The 16,058-nt window shown below is 73.7% G+C and carries 13 protein-coding genes; 6 read left to right on the top strand and 7 right to left on the bottom strand.

Going from position 1 to position 16,058, the window contains the following annotated elements:
• Positions 1-130: 130 nt before the first annotated feature.
• The 4 genes from ICW24_RS06765 to ICW24_RS06750 all read left to right on the top strand — a co-directional run bounded on the left by ICW24_RS06765 (position 131) and on the right by ICW24_RS06750 (position 5,656).
• A complete protein-coding gene (locus tag ICW24_RS06765; protein WP_226344956.1) occupies positions 131-655 on the top strand; it encodes an RNA polymerase sigma factor in 525 nt (174 codons plus the stop codon).
• Positions 652-1,944, top strand: coding sequence for a hypothetical protein (locus ICW24_RS06760; protein WP_226344955.1), 1,293 nt, complete (start codon positions 652-654; stop codon positions 1,942-1,944). The genes ICW24_RS06765 and ICW24_RS06760 overlap by 4 nt, the downstream gene beginning before the upstream one ends.
• A 126-nt stretch (positions 1,945-2,070) precedes the next feature.
• On the top strand, positions 2,071-4,755 hold the full coding sequence (locus tag ICW24_RS06755) for a DNA gyrase/topoisomerase IV subunit A (RefSeq protein WP_226344954.1): 2,685 nt from the start codon (positions 2,071-2,073) through the stop codon (positions 4,753-4,755).
• A gap of 31 nt (positions 4,756-4,786) precedes the next feature.
• Positions 4,787-5,656: an aldo/keto reductase gene (locus ICW24_RS06750; RefSeq protein WP_226344953.1), complete on the top strand. Its 870-nt coding sequence runs from the start codon at positions 4,787-4,789 to the stop codon at positions 5,654-5,656.
• A gap of 151 nt (positions 5,657-5,807) precedes the next feature.
• Here the strand turns inward: ICW24_RS06750 and ICW24_RS19245 are convergent, their stop codons facing one another.
• Both ICW24_RS19245 and ICW24_RS19665 read right to left on the bottom strand, forming a co-directional pair.
• Entirely contained in the window at positions 5,808-6,002 is a 195-nt protein-coding gene (locus ICW24_RS19245; RefSeq protein ID WP_307781304.1) for a DUF418 domain-containing protein, read from the bottom strand.
• Positions 5,969-7,258, bottom strand: a complete 1,290-nt coding sequence (locus tag ICW24_RS19665; protein WP_307781303.1) for a DUF418 domain-containing protein — start codon at positions 7,256-7,258, stop codon at positions 5,969-5,971. The genes ICW24_RS19245 and ICW24_RS19665 overlap by 34 nt, the downstream gene beginning before the upstream one ends.
• 163 nt (positions 7,259-7,421) lie before the next feature.
• Between ICW24_RS19665 and ICW24_RS19660 the strand changes: the two genes are divergently transcribed.
• A complete protein-coding gene (locus ICW24_RS19660; RefSeq protein ID WP_226344952.1) occupies positions 7,422-8,597 on the top strand; it encodes a sensor histidine kinase in 1,176 nt (391 codons plus the stop codon).
• Complete coding sequence (locus tag ICW24_RS06735) at positions 8,594-9,229, top strand: response regulator transcription factor (RefSeq protein ID WP_226344951.1); 636 nt, start codon at positions 8,594-8,596, stop codon at positions 9,227-9,229. The genes ICW24_RS19660 and ICW24_RS06735 overlap by 4 nt, the downstream gene beginning before the upstream one ends.
• Before the next feature lie 47 nt (positions 9,230-9,276).
• Here ICW24_RS06735 and ICW24_RS06730 read toward each other — a convergent pair whose 3' ends face one another.
• The 5 genes from ICW24_RS06730 to ICW24_RS06710 form a co-directional block, all read right to left on the bottom strand.
• Positions 9,277-10,563: an MFS transporter gene (locus ICW24_RS06730; RefSeq protein WP_226344950.1), complete on the bottom strand. Its 1,287-nt coding sequence runs from the start codon at positions 10,561-10,563 to the stop codon at positions 9,277-9,279.
• On the bottom strand, positions 10,560-11,753 hold the full coding sequence (gene argE / locus ICW24_RS06725; protein WP_226344949.1) for an acetylornithine deacetylase: 1,194 nt from the start codon (positions 11,751-11,753) through the stop codon (positions 10,560-10,562). Before argE ends, ICW24_RS06730 begins: the two co-directional genes overlap by 4 nt.
• A 50-nt stretch (positions 11,754-11,803) precedes the next feature.
• Positions 11,804-13,339, bottom strand: a complete 1,536-nt coding sequence (gene glpK, locus ICW24_RS06720; RefSeq protein ID WP_226344948.1) for a glycerol kinase GlpK — start codon at positions 13,337-13,339, stop codon at positions 11,804-11,806.
• A 63-nt stretch (positions 13,340-13,402) separates the two neighbouring features.
• Positions 13,403-14,164 carry an MIP/aquaporin family protein gene (locus ICW24_RS06715; RefSeq protein WP_226344947.1) on the bottom strand — a complete coding sequence of 254 codons (762 nt, stop codon included), beginning with the start codon at positions 14,162-14,164 and terminating at the stop codon, positions 13,403-13,405.
• A 58-nt stretch (positions 14,165-14,222) separates the two neighbouring features.
• On the bottom strand, positions 14,223-16,013 hold the full coding sequence (locus tag ICW24_RS06710) for a glycerol-3-phosphate dehydrogenase/oxidase (RefSeq protein WP_226344946.1): 1,791 nt from the start codon (positions 16,011-16,013) through the stop codon (positions 14,223-14,225).
• Positions 16,014-16,058: the final 45 nt, after the last annotated feature.

Below are 16,058 nucleotides of genomic sequence, written 5' to 3'. Positions count from 1 at the left end.
GCTCGACGTGATCGGCCTCGCGTCGCCGTCGTCCCCGGATCGACGCCCGGTGCGGTCCCGGTGAAGCGCCTCTGTTGTGTCTCGGCGCGTCCGCGTGCAACGGATGGGCCGTCGGCGACATTGAACGGGTATGGAGAGTGGCCTCCCGTCGGTCGCGGCACCTACCGCGACCCTCGACTTCGAGCAGTGGGCGCGCGAGCACGCCCCGCGCCTGCTGCGCTTCGCCACGCTCCTGACCGGCCGGCGTGAGCTCGCCGAGGACCTCACCCAGGACGCCCTGCTCGTCGCCTACCAGCGCTGGGACGCGATCGGCGCGATGGAGCATCCGTGGGCGTACGTCGTGCGGACCCTCGTCCATCGGCACCTGGCGGCCCGGCGCAGCGCGGGCCGCGAGACGAGGCGGCTGCGCCTGGCCGCGGCCCCGGAGTCCGTCGATCCCGGGCACGCCGTGGAGGACCGCTCCGAACTGCAGGCCGCGCTCGCCGGCCTCGGCGCCCGGCAGCGCGCCGTCGTCCTCCTGCGCCACGTCGACGACCTGTCCGACGCGCAGATCGCCGCCGCCCTCGGGTGTTCCGTCGCCACCGTGCGCTCCCAGTCCTCCCGAGCGCTGGCGCACCTGCGCGACGCGCTCACCGTCGAAGCGAGGCAGCCGTGATCCCCACCGATCCCCACCCGCGCGGCACCCGGGCCGACGCCCGCCTTCGGGCCGCCCTTCGTCCGACGGACGAGGACCGCGTCGACGCCGCGCGCCTCGTCGACCGCGTCCTGGAAGGGTCCGCGACGTCTCGCCCCCTCCCGGCGCGCGACGCCGCCGCGTCGACGCCGCGACGCCCCCGCTGGGCCGTGCCCCTCATGGCCGCCTCCGTCGCCGCCTGCCTGGCCCTGGCCGTCGGGGCGTTCGCGCAGCTGCAGGCTCGATCGCCCGAGCAGACGGCGGCCCCGACGGCCGCGAGCAGCGACCCGTCCTTCCCGTTGGCACCGGACGCCGACCGTCCCATGGCCCCCGGCAGGGTCAGCGGACCGGAGACGGGCGCGGTGACCTGCAGCTCCACCGGCAGGATCCGGGTGGCGACACCCGTCGTGCGGGCCCGACGCGACGGGGTGCACCTGCGGGTGACGGCCGCGGTGCCGGGCACGCTGTTCAACACGCCTGACGGCGGTGGGTCGGTCCCCGTGGGCACGAGCGACGTCGTCGTCGACGCGACGCCCGGGAAGGTGACCCTGAGCTGCAGCGTCACCGGCACCGCGCCGACGAGCTCGGCGGACCTGCAGGTCGTGGATCCGGGCGGCTCCTGGCTCGGCGGCGCCGGCAACCTCGTCTGCCTCGGCGGGATCGCGCAGCCGTCCTGGGTCGTCGGGCCCGCCACCGGCACGACCCGGCGGGGGGCGGTCGAGGCCCTCTCGGCCCGGATGAACACCGACAGGCCGGTCGCGGCCATCGGCCGCGCCCCCGTCGGCTACGTCGGATCGGCGACGCAGACGTGGACGATCGACGTCACCGGCGCGACCTCCGGCACCGTCGCGACCGTCGTGTCGGTCCGGCCCCTGGGGCCCAATCGGTACGAAGCGGCGCCCGATCGGATCTGCGACCGGGGGACGGCAGGATCGCGGGCCGCACCCGCCGACACCCCGGACGTCGTCGACACCGACGGGACGACGCTCGGGGGACCGCCGCAGCTGTGGTGCCCCGCCATGGCGAAGCTCGACACCGGCGCCGAAGGACGAGGGATGACGCCGCGCGTCGCCGTCCTGGACCTGGCCCGCCGCACCTCGCCGGGCACGCCGGTCGAGGTCGGGCGGGCGCCGATGGGCCCCGTCGAGACGGCATCGCAGGCCTGGACGCTGGCCCACGGCAGGACGAAGGTCACGGTGGTGCAGGTCACCCCGAAGGAGACCGCGTCCTCGCGCTTCGTCGCGAGGCCGGACTTCACCTGCGGCCGCTGACGACCCGGCGGCCGGCCGGCCGCGGTCCGATCGGAGCCCCCGGCGAGCCGTGCGCGGACCGACCGCGGGCATCGGCGAGGATGGGGGGTCGAGCACCGCCGCCCACCGAGAGGACGAGCACCGAGCATGGCGCGCAGGCGAACGAGCGAGCCCACCCTCCCCGACGACTTCGAGGAGCGGATCGTCGACATCGACGTCGAGGACGAGATGCAGGGCGCGTTCCTCGAGTACGCGTACTCCGTCATCTACTCGCGGGCGTTGCCCGACGCCCGCGACGGGCTCAAGCCGGTGCAGCGTCGCATCCTCTACGGGATGCACGACATGGGTCTGCGGCCGGACCGCGGGCACGTGAAGTCGAGCCGCATCGTCGGCGACGTCATGGGCAAGTACCACCCGCACGGCGACGGCGCCATCTACGACGCCCTCGTGCGCGTGGCGCAGCCGTTCACGATGCGCCTCCCGCTCGTCGACGGCCACGGCAACTTCGGCTCCCTCGACGACGGCCCGGCCGCCTCCCGGTACACGGAGGCGCGCATGGCGCCGGCCGCGCTGCAGATGGTCGCCGGACTCGACGAGGACACCGTCGACTTCGTCCCCAACTACGACGACCAGCTCACCCAGCCGGGCGTCCTGCCGGCGGCGTTCCCGAACCTGCTCGTCAACGGAGCCGCCGGCATCGCCGTCGGCATGGCGACGAACATGCCGCCGCACAACCTCGTCGAGGTCATCGGCGCCGCGCGGCACCTCATCGACCACCCCGACGCCGACCTCGACGCGATCATGCGCTTCGTGCCCGGCCCCGACCTGCCCGGCGGCGGGCGCATCATCGGGCTCGACGGCATCCGCGACGCCTACCGGACCGGCCGCGGCACGTTCCGCACGCGCGCGACGTGCCGCATCGAGAACATCACCCCGCGCAAGAAGGGCATCGTCGTCACCGAGCTGCCCTACCTCGTCGGCCCCGAGAAGGTGACGACGAAGATCCAGGAGCTCGTCCGCGCCAAGAAGCTCCAGGGCATCAGCGGGCTCGACGACTTCACCGACGGCAAGCAGGGGTTGCGCCTCGTCATCGAGGTCAAGAACGGGTTCAACCCCGAGGCCGTGCTCGAGAAGCTCTACCGCCTCACCCCGCTCGAGGACAGCTTCGGGATCAACAACGTCGCCCTCGTCGAGGGCCGACCCCAGACGCTGGGCCTGCTCGACCTGCTCCGGGTCTACGTCGACTTCCGCATCGCCGTCGTGCGTCGCCGGACGCAGTACCGCCTGCGGCGCAAGGAGAACCGGCTGCACCTCGTCGAAGGGCTCCTCGTCGCGATCCTCGACATCGACGAGGTCATCCAGCTCATCCGCGGCAGCGACGACGCCGGCGCCGCCAAGGCACGCCTCATCGAGGTGTTCGACCTCTCCGACGCCCAGGCCGAGTACATCCTCGAGCTGCAACTGCGCCGGCTGACGAAGTTCAGCCGCATCGAGCTCGAGAAGGAGCGCGACGACCTCGTCGAGCAGATCGTGCGGCTGCGCGAGATCCTCGGCGACGACGCCGTCCTGCGGGGCGTCGTCTCCGCCGAGCTCGCCGAGGTGGCCGCCGCCCACGGGACGCCCCGACGCACGGTGCTCCTCGAGTCCGCCGGCGGCCCGGCCGGCGACTCCCCCGCCTCGGCGGCGCTGCCGCTCGAGGTGGGCGACGACCCGTGCTGGGTCCTGCTCTCGAGCACGGGGCTGCTCGCCCGCACGAGCGACGGGGGGCCGCTGTCGAACGAGGGGGGCCGCGGCAAGCACGACGCCGTCGTCTCCGCGGTCCGCGCCACCGCCCGCGGCGAGGTCGGACTGCTCACGTCGGCGGGCCGCGTCGTGCGCCTGTCCGTGCTCGACCTGCCGGCCCTGCCGCCGACGAACGGGTCCCCGCACCTGTCGGGCGGCGCCCCACTCGGGCTGTTCACCGAGCTGGCCGGCGGGGAGCGCGCGCTCGGACTGACCACCCTGTCCCCCGATTCGATCGGCCTCGCGCTCGGCACCCGGGCGGGCGTCGTCAAGCGGGTCACCCCCGACGTGCCCGCCGGCCGCGACGACTGGGAGGTCATCGGCCTGCGGGCCGGCGACGAGGTCGTCGGGGCGGTCGAACTGGCCACCGGGAACGAGGAACTCGTCTTCGTCACGAGCGACGCGCAGCTCCTGCGGTTCGGCGCCGACAAGGTGCGCGCCCAGGGGCGGCCCGCGGGTGGGGTGGCCGGCATCAAGCTCGCCGCCGACGCCCACGTCGTGTTCTTCGGCGCCGTCGGGCCCGACGCCGAATACGTGGCCGTGGTCACCGGCGCCGGGCCCGACGCCCGATCGGCGGCGTCCTCCCTCAAGGTCACCCCGTTCGCCGAGTACCCGGCCAAGGGCCGCGCGACCGGGGGCGTGCGCTGCCACCGGTTCGTCCGCGGCGAGGTCGAGCTCGTCCTCGCGTGGGTGGGCCCACTGCCCGCCCGGGCTGCGTCCTCGAACGGCGTGCCCCGCACGTTGCCACCCGCGCAGGGTCGGCGCGACGGGTCGGGCGCGCCGCTCGACGCGCCGATCGCGGCCGTGGCGGGAGCCTTCTCGGCCGGGCAGACCTCCGCCGCCACGCCGGGCTCGCCGACGCCGGAGGACGACGACCCGGCGGGGGCCGACACGGGCGGAGCCGCCCACCCCGGGCCGGGCCTCGCGACCGACCCCGGCGGGCTGTTCGACCTGCCCCCCGCGACACCGCGCCGGCCGCGGCCTAAGGTCGATCGCGAGGACTACGACCCGGACTCGCTCGACGACGTCGTCCAGACCGGGGACGAGTAGGCGGCCCGGCCGCCGGAGAGGAAGACGTCGAATGGAGACCCGGAGACTCGGACGACTCGGCCACGAGAGCAGCGTGCTCGTCTTCGGCGCGGCGGCCCTGGCCGAGGTGTCCCAGGACGTGGCGGACGAGGCGCTCGACCTCGCCCTGGCGGCCGGCATCAACCACCTCGACGTCGCCGCCGACTACGGCGACGCCGAGCTGCGCCTCGGCCATCGGATGCGCCACATCCGGGACCGCGTCTTCCTCGCGACCAAGACCGGGCAGCGCGACCGTGACGCCGCGTGGGCGCAGATCAACCGTTCGCTGGAGCGACTCGACACGGACCACGTGGACCTGCTCCAGCTGCACGCCGTGTGCGACCTCGCCGACCTCGACCGGGTCACCGGGCCGGGGGGCGCGCTCGAGGCGGCCGTCCGGGCCCGCGACGAGGGCCTCGTGGGCGGCATCGGCATCACCGGCCACACCCACGACGCCCCGGTCGTCCACGCCGAGGCGCTCCGCCGCTTCGACTTCGACACGGTCCTCACGCCCCTCAACGTCGCCCTCGACGATCGCCCCGGCTACCGCGACGCCTACGAGGCCCTGGTCGCGGCCGTGCGGGCCGCCGACGTCGGCCTCATGACGATCAAGGCGTTCGCCCGCCGGAACTGGCCGGGCGAGCGCCGCCTGTCCACCTGGTACGAGCCGCTCACCGAGCAGGACCACCTCACCGCCGCCTGCTCCTGGGTCCTCGACGGCCATCCGGAGGTCACGGGCATCGCCACCGCCGGCGAGACGGGCCTGCTGCGGGAGATGATCGCGGCCGAGCGGGACCGCGCGGGCACGACGCCCGAGCGCTCGCGCGAGGTCCTGCGGGCCGTGGAGGGGTACAGCTCCCCCTTCCTGGCCATGCCCTTCTGAGCCGGCCCGTCACCCCGGCCCTGCCTGCCGGCCCCGGCCGGCGGGCCGCACGACGGTCCCTCGGCGGGCCCGCGACGCCGAGCGGCCCGGACCCCCACCGGCCGCCGGTCCCCCAAGAGACCGGCGGTCGGTGCGAGCCCGGGCCGTCCGCTCATCGGGCGCCGGCCCCCTCGCCCCGCCGCTCCCGCCACCACGCGGCCAGGCCCTGCGTGCGCGCCACGAGCCAGGCGTGGCACACGTGCCAGGCCCACTCGATCGGCCCGCGTCGGAAGAACCGCAGCCACAGCGCGCTGCCGAGCAGCAGGAGCGCGCTCACGACGAGCCAGCCGACGATGGTGTTCCACACCCCCACGTCATGTGGCGGGCCAGGCCGAACCCCCAGTCGTAGAAGAGGACCGAGGCGATGAGGTTCTGGCCGATGTAGCAGGTCAGGGCCATCGTGCCGACGTTGGAGACCGCCCGCCCCACGAGGCCCGGGCGGCGCCCGCCCGCGTAGAACGCGGCGACGACGGCGAGGAGGCCGAAGGAGACCAGGGTCGAGGTGAGGTAGCGGTTGAAGGTCATCGTGTACTCCGAGAGCCACAGCCGCGTGCCCCAGTCCAGCGGCAGCCCGACGCCGAACGCGAGGATCATGACCCACCGCCGCAACTGGGCCCCGCGCTCCTCGAACAGGCCGGCCCGATACAGGTGGGCGCCGACGAGGAACAGGCCGAGGCCCATGAGGATCATGATGGGGATCTCGCCGCGGCCCTCCCAGAAGTTGTCCACGCGCCCGGTGACCCCGGCCCAGTAGGAGTCGGTCGGAGTCGTCGTCCCGGCCCCGGGGCCGGGCAGACCGGCGCCCGCGGCGACCGCGCCCGGGTCGGTCCCCGCCGCGTTCCCGGCCGCTCCGGCGTTCTCCGCCGCGATGCGCAGGACCTCCTCCCGGGGCAGGCCGAGCTCCGCCGCGGCCTGCTGCACCTGCGCGGGGGTCAGGGAGGCCGGATCCCGGTGGAGGAGGTCGACCGTGCCGCGGGACACCACCGCAGACGCACCCCACATGGGCAGCGACATGTAGGTCAAGTAGGCGACGTGGGCGGCCAGCCCGAGCCCCATCACCCACGCCTGCACCCGCGGCGAGGCGACGAGCACGACGCAGACGATGAGTCCCGTGATCCCGTACCCCATGAGCACGTCGTACTCGACGAGGAAGACGTAGTTGAGCAGGCCGTCGAGGACGAGCAGGGCGGCCCGCCACGGGTAGCTGCCGAGCCACGTCTCGCCGCGCCGCACCGCCGACCGGCGCTGGATCTCCAGTCCGATGCCGAACATGATCGTCAGCAGCCCGATGAACTTGCCGTCGGTGACGAGGCCGAGGGCGGTGCCGATGGCGTCGTCGAACGGGGTGAGGGAACCGCCCGAGTCGCCGGAGAGGAACACCCCGACGTTCATGCCGAAGGTGCCGAGGATGGCGATGCCGCGCAGGACGTCGAGCGCGACGAGCCGGCGGCCCTCGCGCGCCGTCGACGTCGCGACGTCCGCCTCGGTCGGCGCCGGCCCGTCGACCGGCCGGTCCGCGGCCGCCGCTGGGCGGTCCGTGCCGACCCCGGTGCTCGTGCTCACGATGTGCTGCTCCCTCACGCTCTCGGGAGGGCACGCATGCTCCCCCTCGTCCGGGCTCCAGGTTCGCCCGCGGCGGGGCGGGGGCGCGTCGGCCCGGGGACGGAACGGCGTGGCTGCGCCTCAACCGAACGGTGGAGGCCCGGAGCGCGCCTAAGCTGACGGGGTGCGCCCGGCCCTTTCCCTCGCCGTGGTCGGGCCGATCCTTCTGCTCGCGTATCCCGTGCTGCGCGATCCCGAGCCGTCCCTCGTCCTCGACCTGCTCGCCGCCCTCCTCGCCGCGGGCTTCGTCGGCCTCGCCGTCCGACGCCGCGGCCGGGGTCGATCCGAGACGCCGTGGCTGGTCGCGGCGGCGCTCGTGTGGGTCGCCCTGGCCGCCGCGCTGCGCTCACCCGACGCCCTGACCCGCTGGCCCGTCGCGACCTCGTGGACGCTCGCGGTCGTCGCCGGCGTCGCGGCGAGCGGGATCGAGCCCCTGGGTCCGCGGCGGCGGGTCACCCCCCGCCTGCTCGCCACCGCGGCCCTCACCGTCGTGGCGGCCGCCTCACCCCTCCTCGAGGGCCCCGCGGCGGTCGAGCTCGTCCCGATCATGGTGTTGTTCTCCGCCGCGGCGGTCGGCGCCGGCCTGCTGCACCGCGCCCAGACCCACCGTCTCGCGCGCCAACGGCTCGACGTCCGGGACCGGGAGCGGGAGGCGATGGCGCGGGAACTGCACGACGTCATCGCGCACGAGGTGACGGGGATCGTCGTCCTCGCCCAGGCCGTGCGCCGGCAACCGGACGACCGGGCCGACGACGAGGCGATGGCCCGCATCGAGGCGGCCGGGCGTCGGGCCCTGCGCGACATCCGGGCGATCGTCGCGGCCTCCCGGGACGACACCCGCGGCACCGGCTCGACCTCGGTGCACCCGAGGGGTCTGGCCGACCTCGAGCGGCTCGTCGCGGACTTCGCCCCGACGACGGACGCGCGCACGCACCTCGACGTGCGCGGGGACGGCCAGGTGAGCGCCTCCACCGCGGGCGCGGCCTACCGGATCGTCGCCGAGGCGCTGAGCAACGCGCGCCGCCACGCCTCCGACGCGTCGCGGATCGACGTGGTCCTCGACACGACCGGCCCGGAGCTCGTCCTCGAGGTGCGCGACGACGGGAGCGGGACGACGTCGCCCCGGGACCCGGGCCGCGAGGCGTCGACCCCCGCCGGGCCGGCGCGCAGCGCCGGGTGGGGTCTGACGGGCATCGCCGAGCGGGCCGACCTCGTCGGCGGCACCGTGGAGACCGGGCCGGCCCCCGGGGGAGGCTGGCGGGTGCGGGCCGTCCTGCCGAGCGCGGGGCCGACGGCATGACCATCCGGGTGGTCGTCGCGGACGACCAGGAGATGGTGCGCCTCGGGCTGAGCATGATCCTGCGCGGCGAGGACGACATCGAGGTCGTCGCCGAGTGCGACGACGGCCCGTCCGCCGTCGAGGCGGTCCGCCGGCTGCGCCCCGACGTGGCGCTCCTCGACATCCGGATGCCCCGGCTCGACGGTCTCGAGGCCGCCCGCCTCGTGGCGCAGGACACCCGCGTCGTCATCGTCACGACGTTCGGCGACGACGACCTCGTCGACCGGGCCCTCGACGTCGGGGTCGCCGGCTTCGTCCTCAAGGACGCCGGCCCGCCCATCCTGCTCGCCGCGGTGCGGGCGGCCGCCGCCGGCGACGCGCTCATCAGCCCCGAGGTCACGGTGGCGTTGCTGAAGCGACGGGGCCCGACGGGTCGGCCGGCGACCGACCCGCGACTGGCGGGGTTGTCGGACCGCGAGCTCGACGTCGTCGCCCTCGTCGCCCGGGGGCGCACGAACGCCGAGATCGCCGCGGACCTGTCCCTCTCGGTCGCGACGGTCAAGACCCACCTGGTCAACGCCTCGCGCCGCCTCGGCGTGCGCAATCGGGTCGAGATCGCCGCCCTCGCGTGGTCGAGCGGCCTCGTGCGCTGAGCGGCGCGGCCGCGCCCCTGTCGGGGCGGTTCGACCTACGGCGCGCCTCAGCGCTGACCGTAGACGCGCCGCGCGAGCACGAGGCCGACGATGGAGAGGACGGCGACGCCGATGTAGTAGAAGCTCGGGGCCCGCAGGTCGTACGTGACGAGCCACGCGAGCACCGTCGGCGCGAACCCGCCGAGCAGCGTCACGCCGATGTTGTAGGCCAACGACATCCCCGTCGTCCGGATCTGCACGGGGAACATCGCCGCGAGCAGCGACGGCAGCGGCGCGAAGTACGCGGCCATGAGCGCGCCGAGGATGATCTCGGCGACGATGAGCGTGCTCACCCGGGGCGTGCCCGTGAGCAGCGCGAACATCGGGAACGCGACGACGAGGCCGACGAGCGCGGCCGTGAGCATGATCCGGGTCTGGCCGACCCGGTCGGCCAGCCGCCCCACGAACGGGGAGCCGACGAGGGCGATGAGCCCGGCCACGATCGCCCCGGCGTACCCGCTCCACGGCGGCAGCCCGAGGTTGCGCTGCGCGAACGTCGGCAGGTACGTGATGAGGTACACGCTCATCGTCGCCACGCCGACGCACATCGCCGCGACGAGCACCCGCGGCATGTGCCGCACGAAGGTCGTGCCCAGGGGGGAATCCACGGTCTCCGCCGCGAGAAACTCCGGGGTGTCGTCCATGTGCAACCGGATCCACAGGCCGATGGGGCCGATGAGCAGCCCGAAGACGAACGGCAGCCGCCACGCCCACGCGAGCAGCGTCTCCGGCGAGACGACCGTGTTGAGCAGGAAGCCCGCCGTCGCGGCGAGGAACATCGACGCGCCCTGCGTGGCCACCTGCCACGACGCGTAGAAGGCCTTGCGATCGGGTGAGTTCTCGGTCATGAACGCGGTCGCCGAGCCGAACTCGCCGCCCGCCGAGAACCCCTGGACGAGGCGGGAGACGACGATGAGCAGCGGCGCCGCGATGCCGATCGTCGCGTACGTGGGGGCAAAGGCCATGAGCGCGACGCCGAACGTCATGAGCGCGATGGTCAGCGTCAGGGCGGCCTTGCGGCCGCGCCGGTCGCCGTAGCTGCCGAGGACGATCGCCCCCAGCGGGCGGATGAGGTAGGAGACGCCGAAGAGGCCGAACGTGACGACGAGCCCGAGCGTGTCGCCCAACGCGGGGAAGAACAGCTTCTGGATGACGGGCGCCATGAAGGCGTAGACGATGATGTCGAACCATTCGAGGGCGTTGCCCATCGAGGCGGCGACGACGGCCCGCCGGGCCCGCGCCCGCCCCGCGGCGTCTGTCCCGGTCGACGGCGTCGCGGCCGCGGGGGAGCTCACGCGCGCACCTCGCCCTCGGCCGGGAGCGAGAGGTGCTCGACGAGCGCGGCGACGAACCGCTCGCACGCCTGCACCTGCTCGAGCTCGAGGTACTCGTCGGGGGCGTGGGCCTGGGCGATGTCGCCCGGTCCGCACACCACGGTCTCGATGCCGGAGCCCGCGAACTGCCCGGCCTCGGTGCCGTAGGTGACCTTGCCGCCGTCGTCGAGCGCGCCGAGCCCGACCGCCAGCGCGGCCGCGGGGCTGTCGGGGTCGGCGTCGAGGCCGGGCACCTGGGCGGGTACCTCGACGTCCACGTGGGCCGCCGGGTTCTCGCGCCGCATGGCCTCCTGCGCCTGCTGGGCGAACCCGCGGATCCGGTCGAGGACCTCGGCGGGGTCGACGGCCGCGATCGAGCGGTACTCGAGCTCGACGACGCAGCGGTCGGGCACCGTGTTCGTCGCGATGCCGCCGGACACGACGTTGACGCTCGAGGTCGTGTAGGGAACGGGGTACGCGTCGTCGAACGGTCCGTGCTCGCGCCACGCGTCGGCCATGTCGCGCACGCGGGTGACGAACCGGGCCGCGTGCTCGACGGCGTTGACGCCCTGCGGCGTGAGCGAGGAGTGGGCCGCGACGCCGGTGAACGTCACGCGCACGAGGTTGATGGACTTGTGGGCCCGCACGACGGCCATGTTGGTCGGCTCACCGACGATGCACGCCGAGGGAGCGAGGCCGAGGTCGGCGATCTGTTTCACGATCCGGGCCCCGCCCACGCAGCCGACCTCCTCGTCGTAGGAGAGCGCGAGGTGGATGGGCTCACGCAGCCGCGCCGACACCATCCGCGGCAGCAGGCTGATCGCCACGGCGCTGAACGCCTTCATGTCGCACGTGCCCCGGCCGTAGAGCCGGCCGTCGCGGATCTGCGCCCGGAACGGGTCGCTGCTCCACTCCTGGTCGTCGACGGGGACGACGTCGGTGTGCCCCGAGAGCATGACGCCCCCGGAGCGGGAGCCGTCGGCCGCGGGGACCGTCACGACGAGGTTGGCCTTGCGGCCCTCGTCGTCGGGGAAGACGTGCGGCTCGAGGCCGTGGCCGCGCAGTTCGTCGGCGACGGCGTCGATGAGCTCGAGATTGGAGTTGCGGCTCGTCGTGTCGAAGGCGACGAGCCGCTCGATCCAGGGCAGCGAGGCGGGGGTGGAATCGGACATGTCGTCGATTCAACCACCCGCCCCGCCGCGCCGACCGGACCCCCGGCGCGTCAGGAGACGTCGTCGTCGACCCAGTCGAAGGTCTTCGTCACGGCCTTCTGCCAGTTGCGGACGAGGCGGTCGCGCTCCGCGGGGTCCATCTGCGGCTCCCACCGCTTGTCCTCGGACCAGTTCTTCGTCACGTCCTCCTCACCCTTCCAGAACCCGACGGCGATACCGGCGGCGTACGCCGCGCCGAGCGCTGTCGTCTCGACGACCTTCGGGCGGATGACGGGCACCCCGAGCAGGTCGGCCTGGAACTGCATGAGCGTCTCGTTGGCGGTCATGCCGCCGTCGACCTTGAGCTCGCTCAGCTCGGCCCGCTTGCCGTCGACGTCGGCGTTCATCGCGTCGACGACGTCCTTGGTCTGGAAGGCCGTCGACTCGAGCACGGCCCGGGCGAGGTGGTTCTTGTTGACGTAGCGCGTGAGGCCGACGAGAGCGCCGCGCGCGTCGGAGCGCCAGTGCGGCGCGAACAGGCCCGAGAACGCCGGGACGAAGTAGGCGCCGCCGTTGTCCTCCACCTTCTTGGCCTGGGTCTCGATCTCGGCGGCGTCCTTGATGAGGCCGAGATTGTCGCGGACCCACTGCACGAGCGAACCCGTGACGGCGATAGACCCCTCGAGGGCGTAGACGGGGTCGGCGTCGCCGATCCGGTAGGCCACGGTCGTGAGGAGCCCGTGCTCGGAGCGGACGATCTCGGTGCCGGTGTTGATGAGCAGGAAGCTGCCGGTCCCGTACGTGTTCTTGCCCATGCCGACCTCGAAGCAGGCCTGCCCGAACGTCGCCGCCTGCTGGTCGCCGAGGATCCCGGCGATCGGGACGCCGGCCAGGGGCCCCTTCTCGCGGCCCTCGCCGTACACCTCGCTGCTCGACCGGATCTCGGGGAGCATCGAGACGGGGATCCCCATGTCGGCGCAGATGTCCTCGTTCCAGTCGAGGGTGTCGAGGTTCATGAGCATGGTCCTCGACGCGTTCGTCACGTCGGTGACGTGGACCCCGCCGTTGGGGCCGCCGGTCATGTTCCACACGACCCAGCTGTCCGTCGTCCCGAAGAGGAGGTCGCCGGACTCGGCCTTCTCCTTCGCGCCGTCGACGTTCTCGAGGATCCACGCGACCTTCGGGCCCGCGAAGTAGGTGGCCAGCGGCAGCCCGACCCGGTCCTTGTACTTGTCGGGGCCGTCGTCGCCGGCGAGCCGGTCGCAGATCTTGCCGGTGCGCGTGTCCTGCCAGACGATCGCGTTGTAGACGGGCTTTCCGGTGTTCTTGTCCCAGACGACGGCCGTCTCGCGCTGGTTGGTGATGCCCACGGCCTCGATCCGGTCGCGGTCGATCTCGGCGTCCGCGAGCGCGCGGGCCACGACCTCTCGCGTGTTCTTCCAGATCTCGAGGGGGTCGTGCTCGACCCACCCGGCGCGCGGGAAGATCTGCTCGTGCTCGAGCTGCCCCGTCGAGACGATCGACCCGTCGTGGTCGAAGACGATGGCCCGCGAACTCGTCGTGCCCTGGTCGATGGCGAGGACGTACTGGGTGTCGGAGGTGCTCATGAGCGGCCTTTCACGTCGTTGTGGTGGGGCGTGGTGCGAGGTACCGGCGCGGGTGCGGCCCGGTCAGAAGATGCGGGAGAGGAGGCCGGCGAGGACGCCGCCGACGATGGGCCCGACGATCGGGACCCACGCGTAGCCCCAGTCGTTGCCGCCCTTGCCCCGGAACGGGAGCACGGCGTGGGCGATGCGGGGGCCGAGGTCGCGGGCGGGGTTGATGGCGTACCCGGTCGGCCCGCCGAGGCTGATGCCGATGGCGAGGACGAGGAACGTCACGGGGAGCGGGCCGAGTTCGGCGGGGGTGTGCGCGAACGTGAGGATGATGTAGACGAGCGAGAACGTCCCGATGATCTCGGTGACGACGTTCCAGCCGTACGAGCGGATCTCGGGGCCGGTGCTGAACGTCGCGAGCTTGAGCGCGGGGTCGCACTCCTCGTCGTAGTGCTTGCGGAACGCCGCCCAGGCGACGACGGCTCCGAGGAACGCCCCGAGCATCTCCGCGGACAGGTAGACGAGCGTGCTGCCGAGCGTGACCGGGACGCCCCCCTTCGAGTACTCCTCCGCTCCCGAGGCGAGCAGGCCCAGCGTCACCGCCGGGTTGAGGTGGGCCCCGGAGCGCCAGGCGGCGCACACGCCGACGAAGACGGCGAGTCCCCAGCCGAAGGTGATGACGATCCACCCGGAGTCGAACGACTTCGACTTCGGCAGCAGGACGCCGGCGACGACCCCGACCCCGAAGAGGGTGAGGAACGCGGTGCCGAGCACCTCGGAGGCGAAGACCTGGGTCAGGGACAGCGGCGCCTCGGCGGCGGTGGCGAGTGCGTTCACGGTGGGACCTTTCTGGGGTCGGACGGAGGACGGCCCGAACGGCCGGGCGTCGGGTCGGCTAGCGCACCGCCTCCCCCGGGGTGCTCGGGTCGGTCTCGGTGGCGGACTCGTCCGGCGCCTCGGCGTTCGTCGCGAGGACCTGCGCGACGTCGCCGCGGCGGCCCCGGACGGCCGCGGCGTCCTCGTCGTCGGTGAGCTGCGACGCCTCGTCCTCGGCGGCGCACCGGGCGCGGTAGGCCTCGACCTCGGCGGCGCGCCGGGCGTCGTCCCATCCGAGCGTCTCGGCGGCGAGATCGGCGATCTCGTCGATGGCGCTGAGCCCGTGGCCGCGGACCTCGTAGGTCAGGCGCGTGCGCGTCACCATGAGGTCCTCGAGGTGGGCCGCCCCCTCGTGCGTCATCCCGTAGACGATCTCGGCGCGGATGTAGGCGTCGGCCCCCTCCAGCGGGCGCGCGAGGTCGGGGCGCTCGTCGACGAGGGCGAGCAGCTCCGGCAGCGACGACCCGTACCGGTGCAGCAGGTGGGCCATTCGGAAGCGGTCCCACCCGTACGCGGCGCCGACCTGGTCGGCCCGGGTGGCGTACGCCGGGAAGCCGACGGCGCCCACGAGCGGCGTCGTGTGCGACAGCGACGGGCGCTGCGCGGCGACCTCCTTGCCGAGGACGAAGTCGATCGCGTCCTTGGCCATGACCCGGTAGGTCGTCAGCTTGCCGCCGGCGATCGAGACGAGCCCGGGGGCCGACTCCATGACGGTGTGCTCCCGCGACACCTTGGAGGAGCCGCCGTCGCCCTTCGCCTTCGGCTGCAGGAGGGGCCGCAGCCCCGCCCACGTGCCGACGACGTCGCCGCGGGTCAGCGGGCGCGCGAGGATCCGGTTGGCCTGCTCGAGGACGTAGTCGATGTCCTTCGCGGTGGCCACCGGGTGCACGAGGTCCTCGTGGTAGGCCGTGTCGGTCGTGCCGATGACCCAGTAGCGCGACCACGGGATGATGAAGAGGACCGACGACGAGGTCTGCAGGATGATCCCGCTCTGCCCGTCGATCGCGTCGCGCGGCACGACGATGTGGATGCCCTTCGAGGCGAGGACGTGGAGCCCGGTCGAGGCCTGCGCGAGGTCCTGGGTGCGCTCGGTCCACACGCCGGCCGCGCTGACGACGGTGCCGGCGGCCACGTGGAACTCCTCCCCCGACTCCGCGTCGCGGGCCCGGGCCCCGTCGACCCGGCCCTGGGGGTTCGTCGTCAGCTCGACGACCTCGGCGCGGTTGGCCACGGCGGCACCGTACTGGCGCGCCGTGCGCACGAGGCCGAGGACGAGCCGGGCGTCGTCGACCTGGCCGTCGTAGTACTTGATCGCGCCGATCGCCGCGTCGGAGCGGATGCCCGGAAACGCCTCCTTCATGCCCTTGGCCCCGAGGTGACGGTGGGTGGGCACCGCGCGGTTGTCGGTGCCGACGGTGGCGAGGAGGTCGTACAGGCCCACGCCGGCAGCGACGTACGGGCGTTCCCACTGCTTCTCGAGCGGGTAGAGGAACGGCACCGCCCGCACGAGGTGCGGCGCGAGGCGGTCGATGAGCAGGCCGCGCTCCGTGAGGGCCTCGGCGACGAGCTTGAAGTCGAGCATCTGCAGGTAGCGCAGCCCCCCGTGGACGAGCTTGCTCGACCGGCTGGAGGTGCCGGCCCCCCAGTCCTGCGCCTCGAGCAGCCCGACGGAGAGTCCGCGCCCGGCCGCGTCCAGCGCGATCCCCGCCCCGGTCACGCCCCCGCCGACGACGAGGACGTCGACGCCCTCCTGCGCCATGCGGCGCAGATCCGCGTCTCGGCTCTGCACGGTCAGTCGGTCCGTCGTCATCACGATCTCCTCGGCGCTGCGTCGGCGTGCGGTCCTCCACCCTTT

It is taken from the genome of Agilicoccus flavus (assembly GCF_014857905.1).
GTDB classification, from domain to species: domain Bacteria; phylum Actinomycetota; class Actinomycetes; order Actinomycetales; family Dermatophilaceae; genus Agilicoccus; species Agilicoccus flavus.
The sequence above is the reverse complement of the archived record's forward strand: the minus strand, read 5'-3'. Positions and strand labels throughout refer to the sequence as shown.

What these genes read in the sequence shown, in the direction of transcription:
- ICW24_RS06765 (WP_226344956.1), top strand. Translation starts at nt 131, where the DNA reads ATGGAGAGTGGCCTCCCGTCGGTCGCGGCACCTACCGCGACCCTCGAC.
- ICW24_RS06755 (WP_226344954.1), top strand. Translation starts at nt 2,071, where the DNA reads ATGGCGCGCAGGCGAACGAGCGAGCCCACCCTCCCCGACGACTTCGAG.
- ICW24_RS06750 (WP_226344953.1), top strand. Translation starts at nt 4,787, where the DNA reads ATGGAGACCCGGAGACTCGGACGACTCGGCCACGAGAGCAGCGTGCTC.
- ICW24_RS06735 (WP_226344951.1), top strand. Translation starts at nt 8,594, where the DNA reads ATGACCATCCGGGTGGTCGTCGCGGACGACCAGGAGATGGTGCGCCTC.
- argE (WP_226344949.1), bottom strand. Translation starts at nt 11,753, where the DNA reads ATGTCCGATTCCACCCCCGCCTCGCTGCCCTGGATCGAGCGGCTCGTC.
- glpK (WP_226344948.1), bottom strand. Translation starts at nt 13,339, where the DNA reads ATGAGCACCTCCGACACCCAGTACGTCCTCGCCATCGACCAGGGCACG.
- ICW24_RS06710 (WP_226344946.1), bottom strand. Translation starts at nt 16,013, where the DNA reads ATGACGACGGACCGACTGACCGTGCAGAGCCGAGACGCGGATCTGCGC.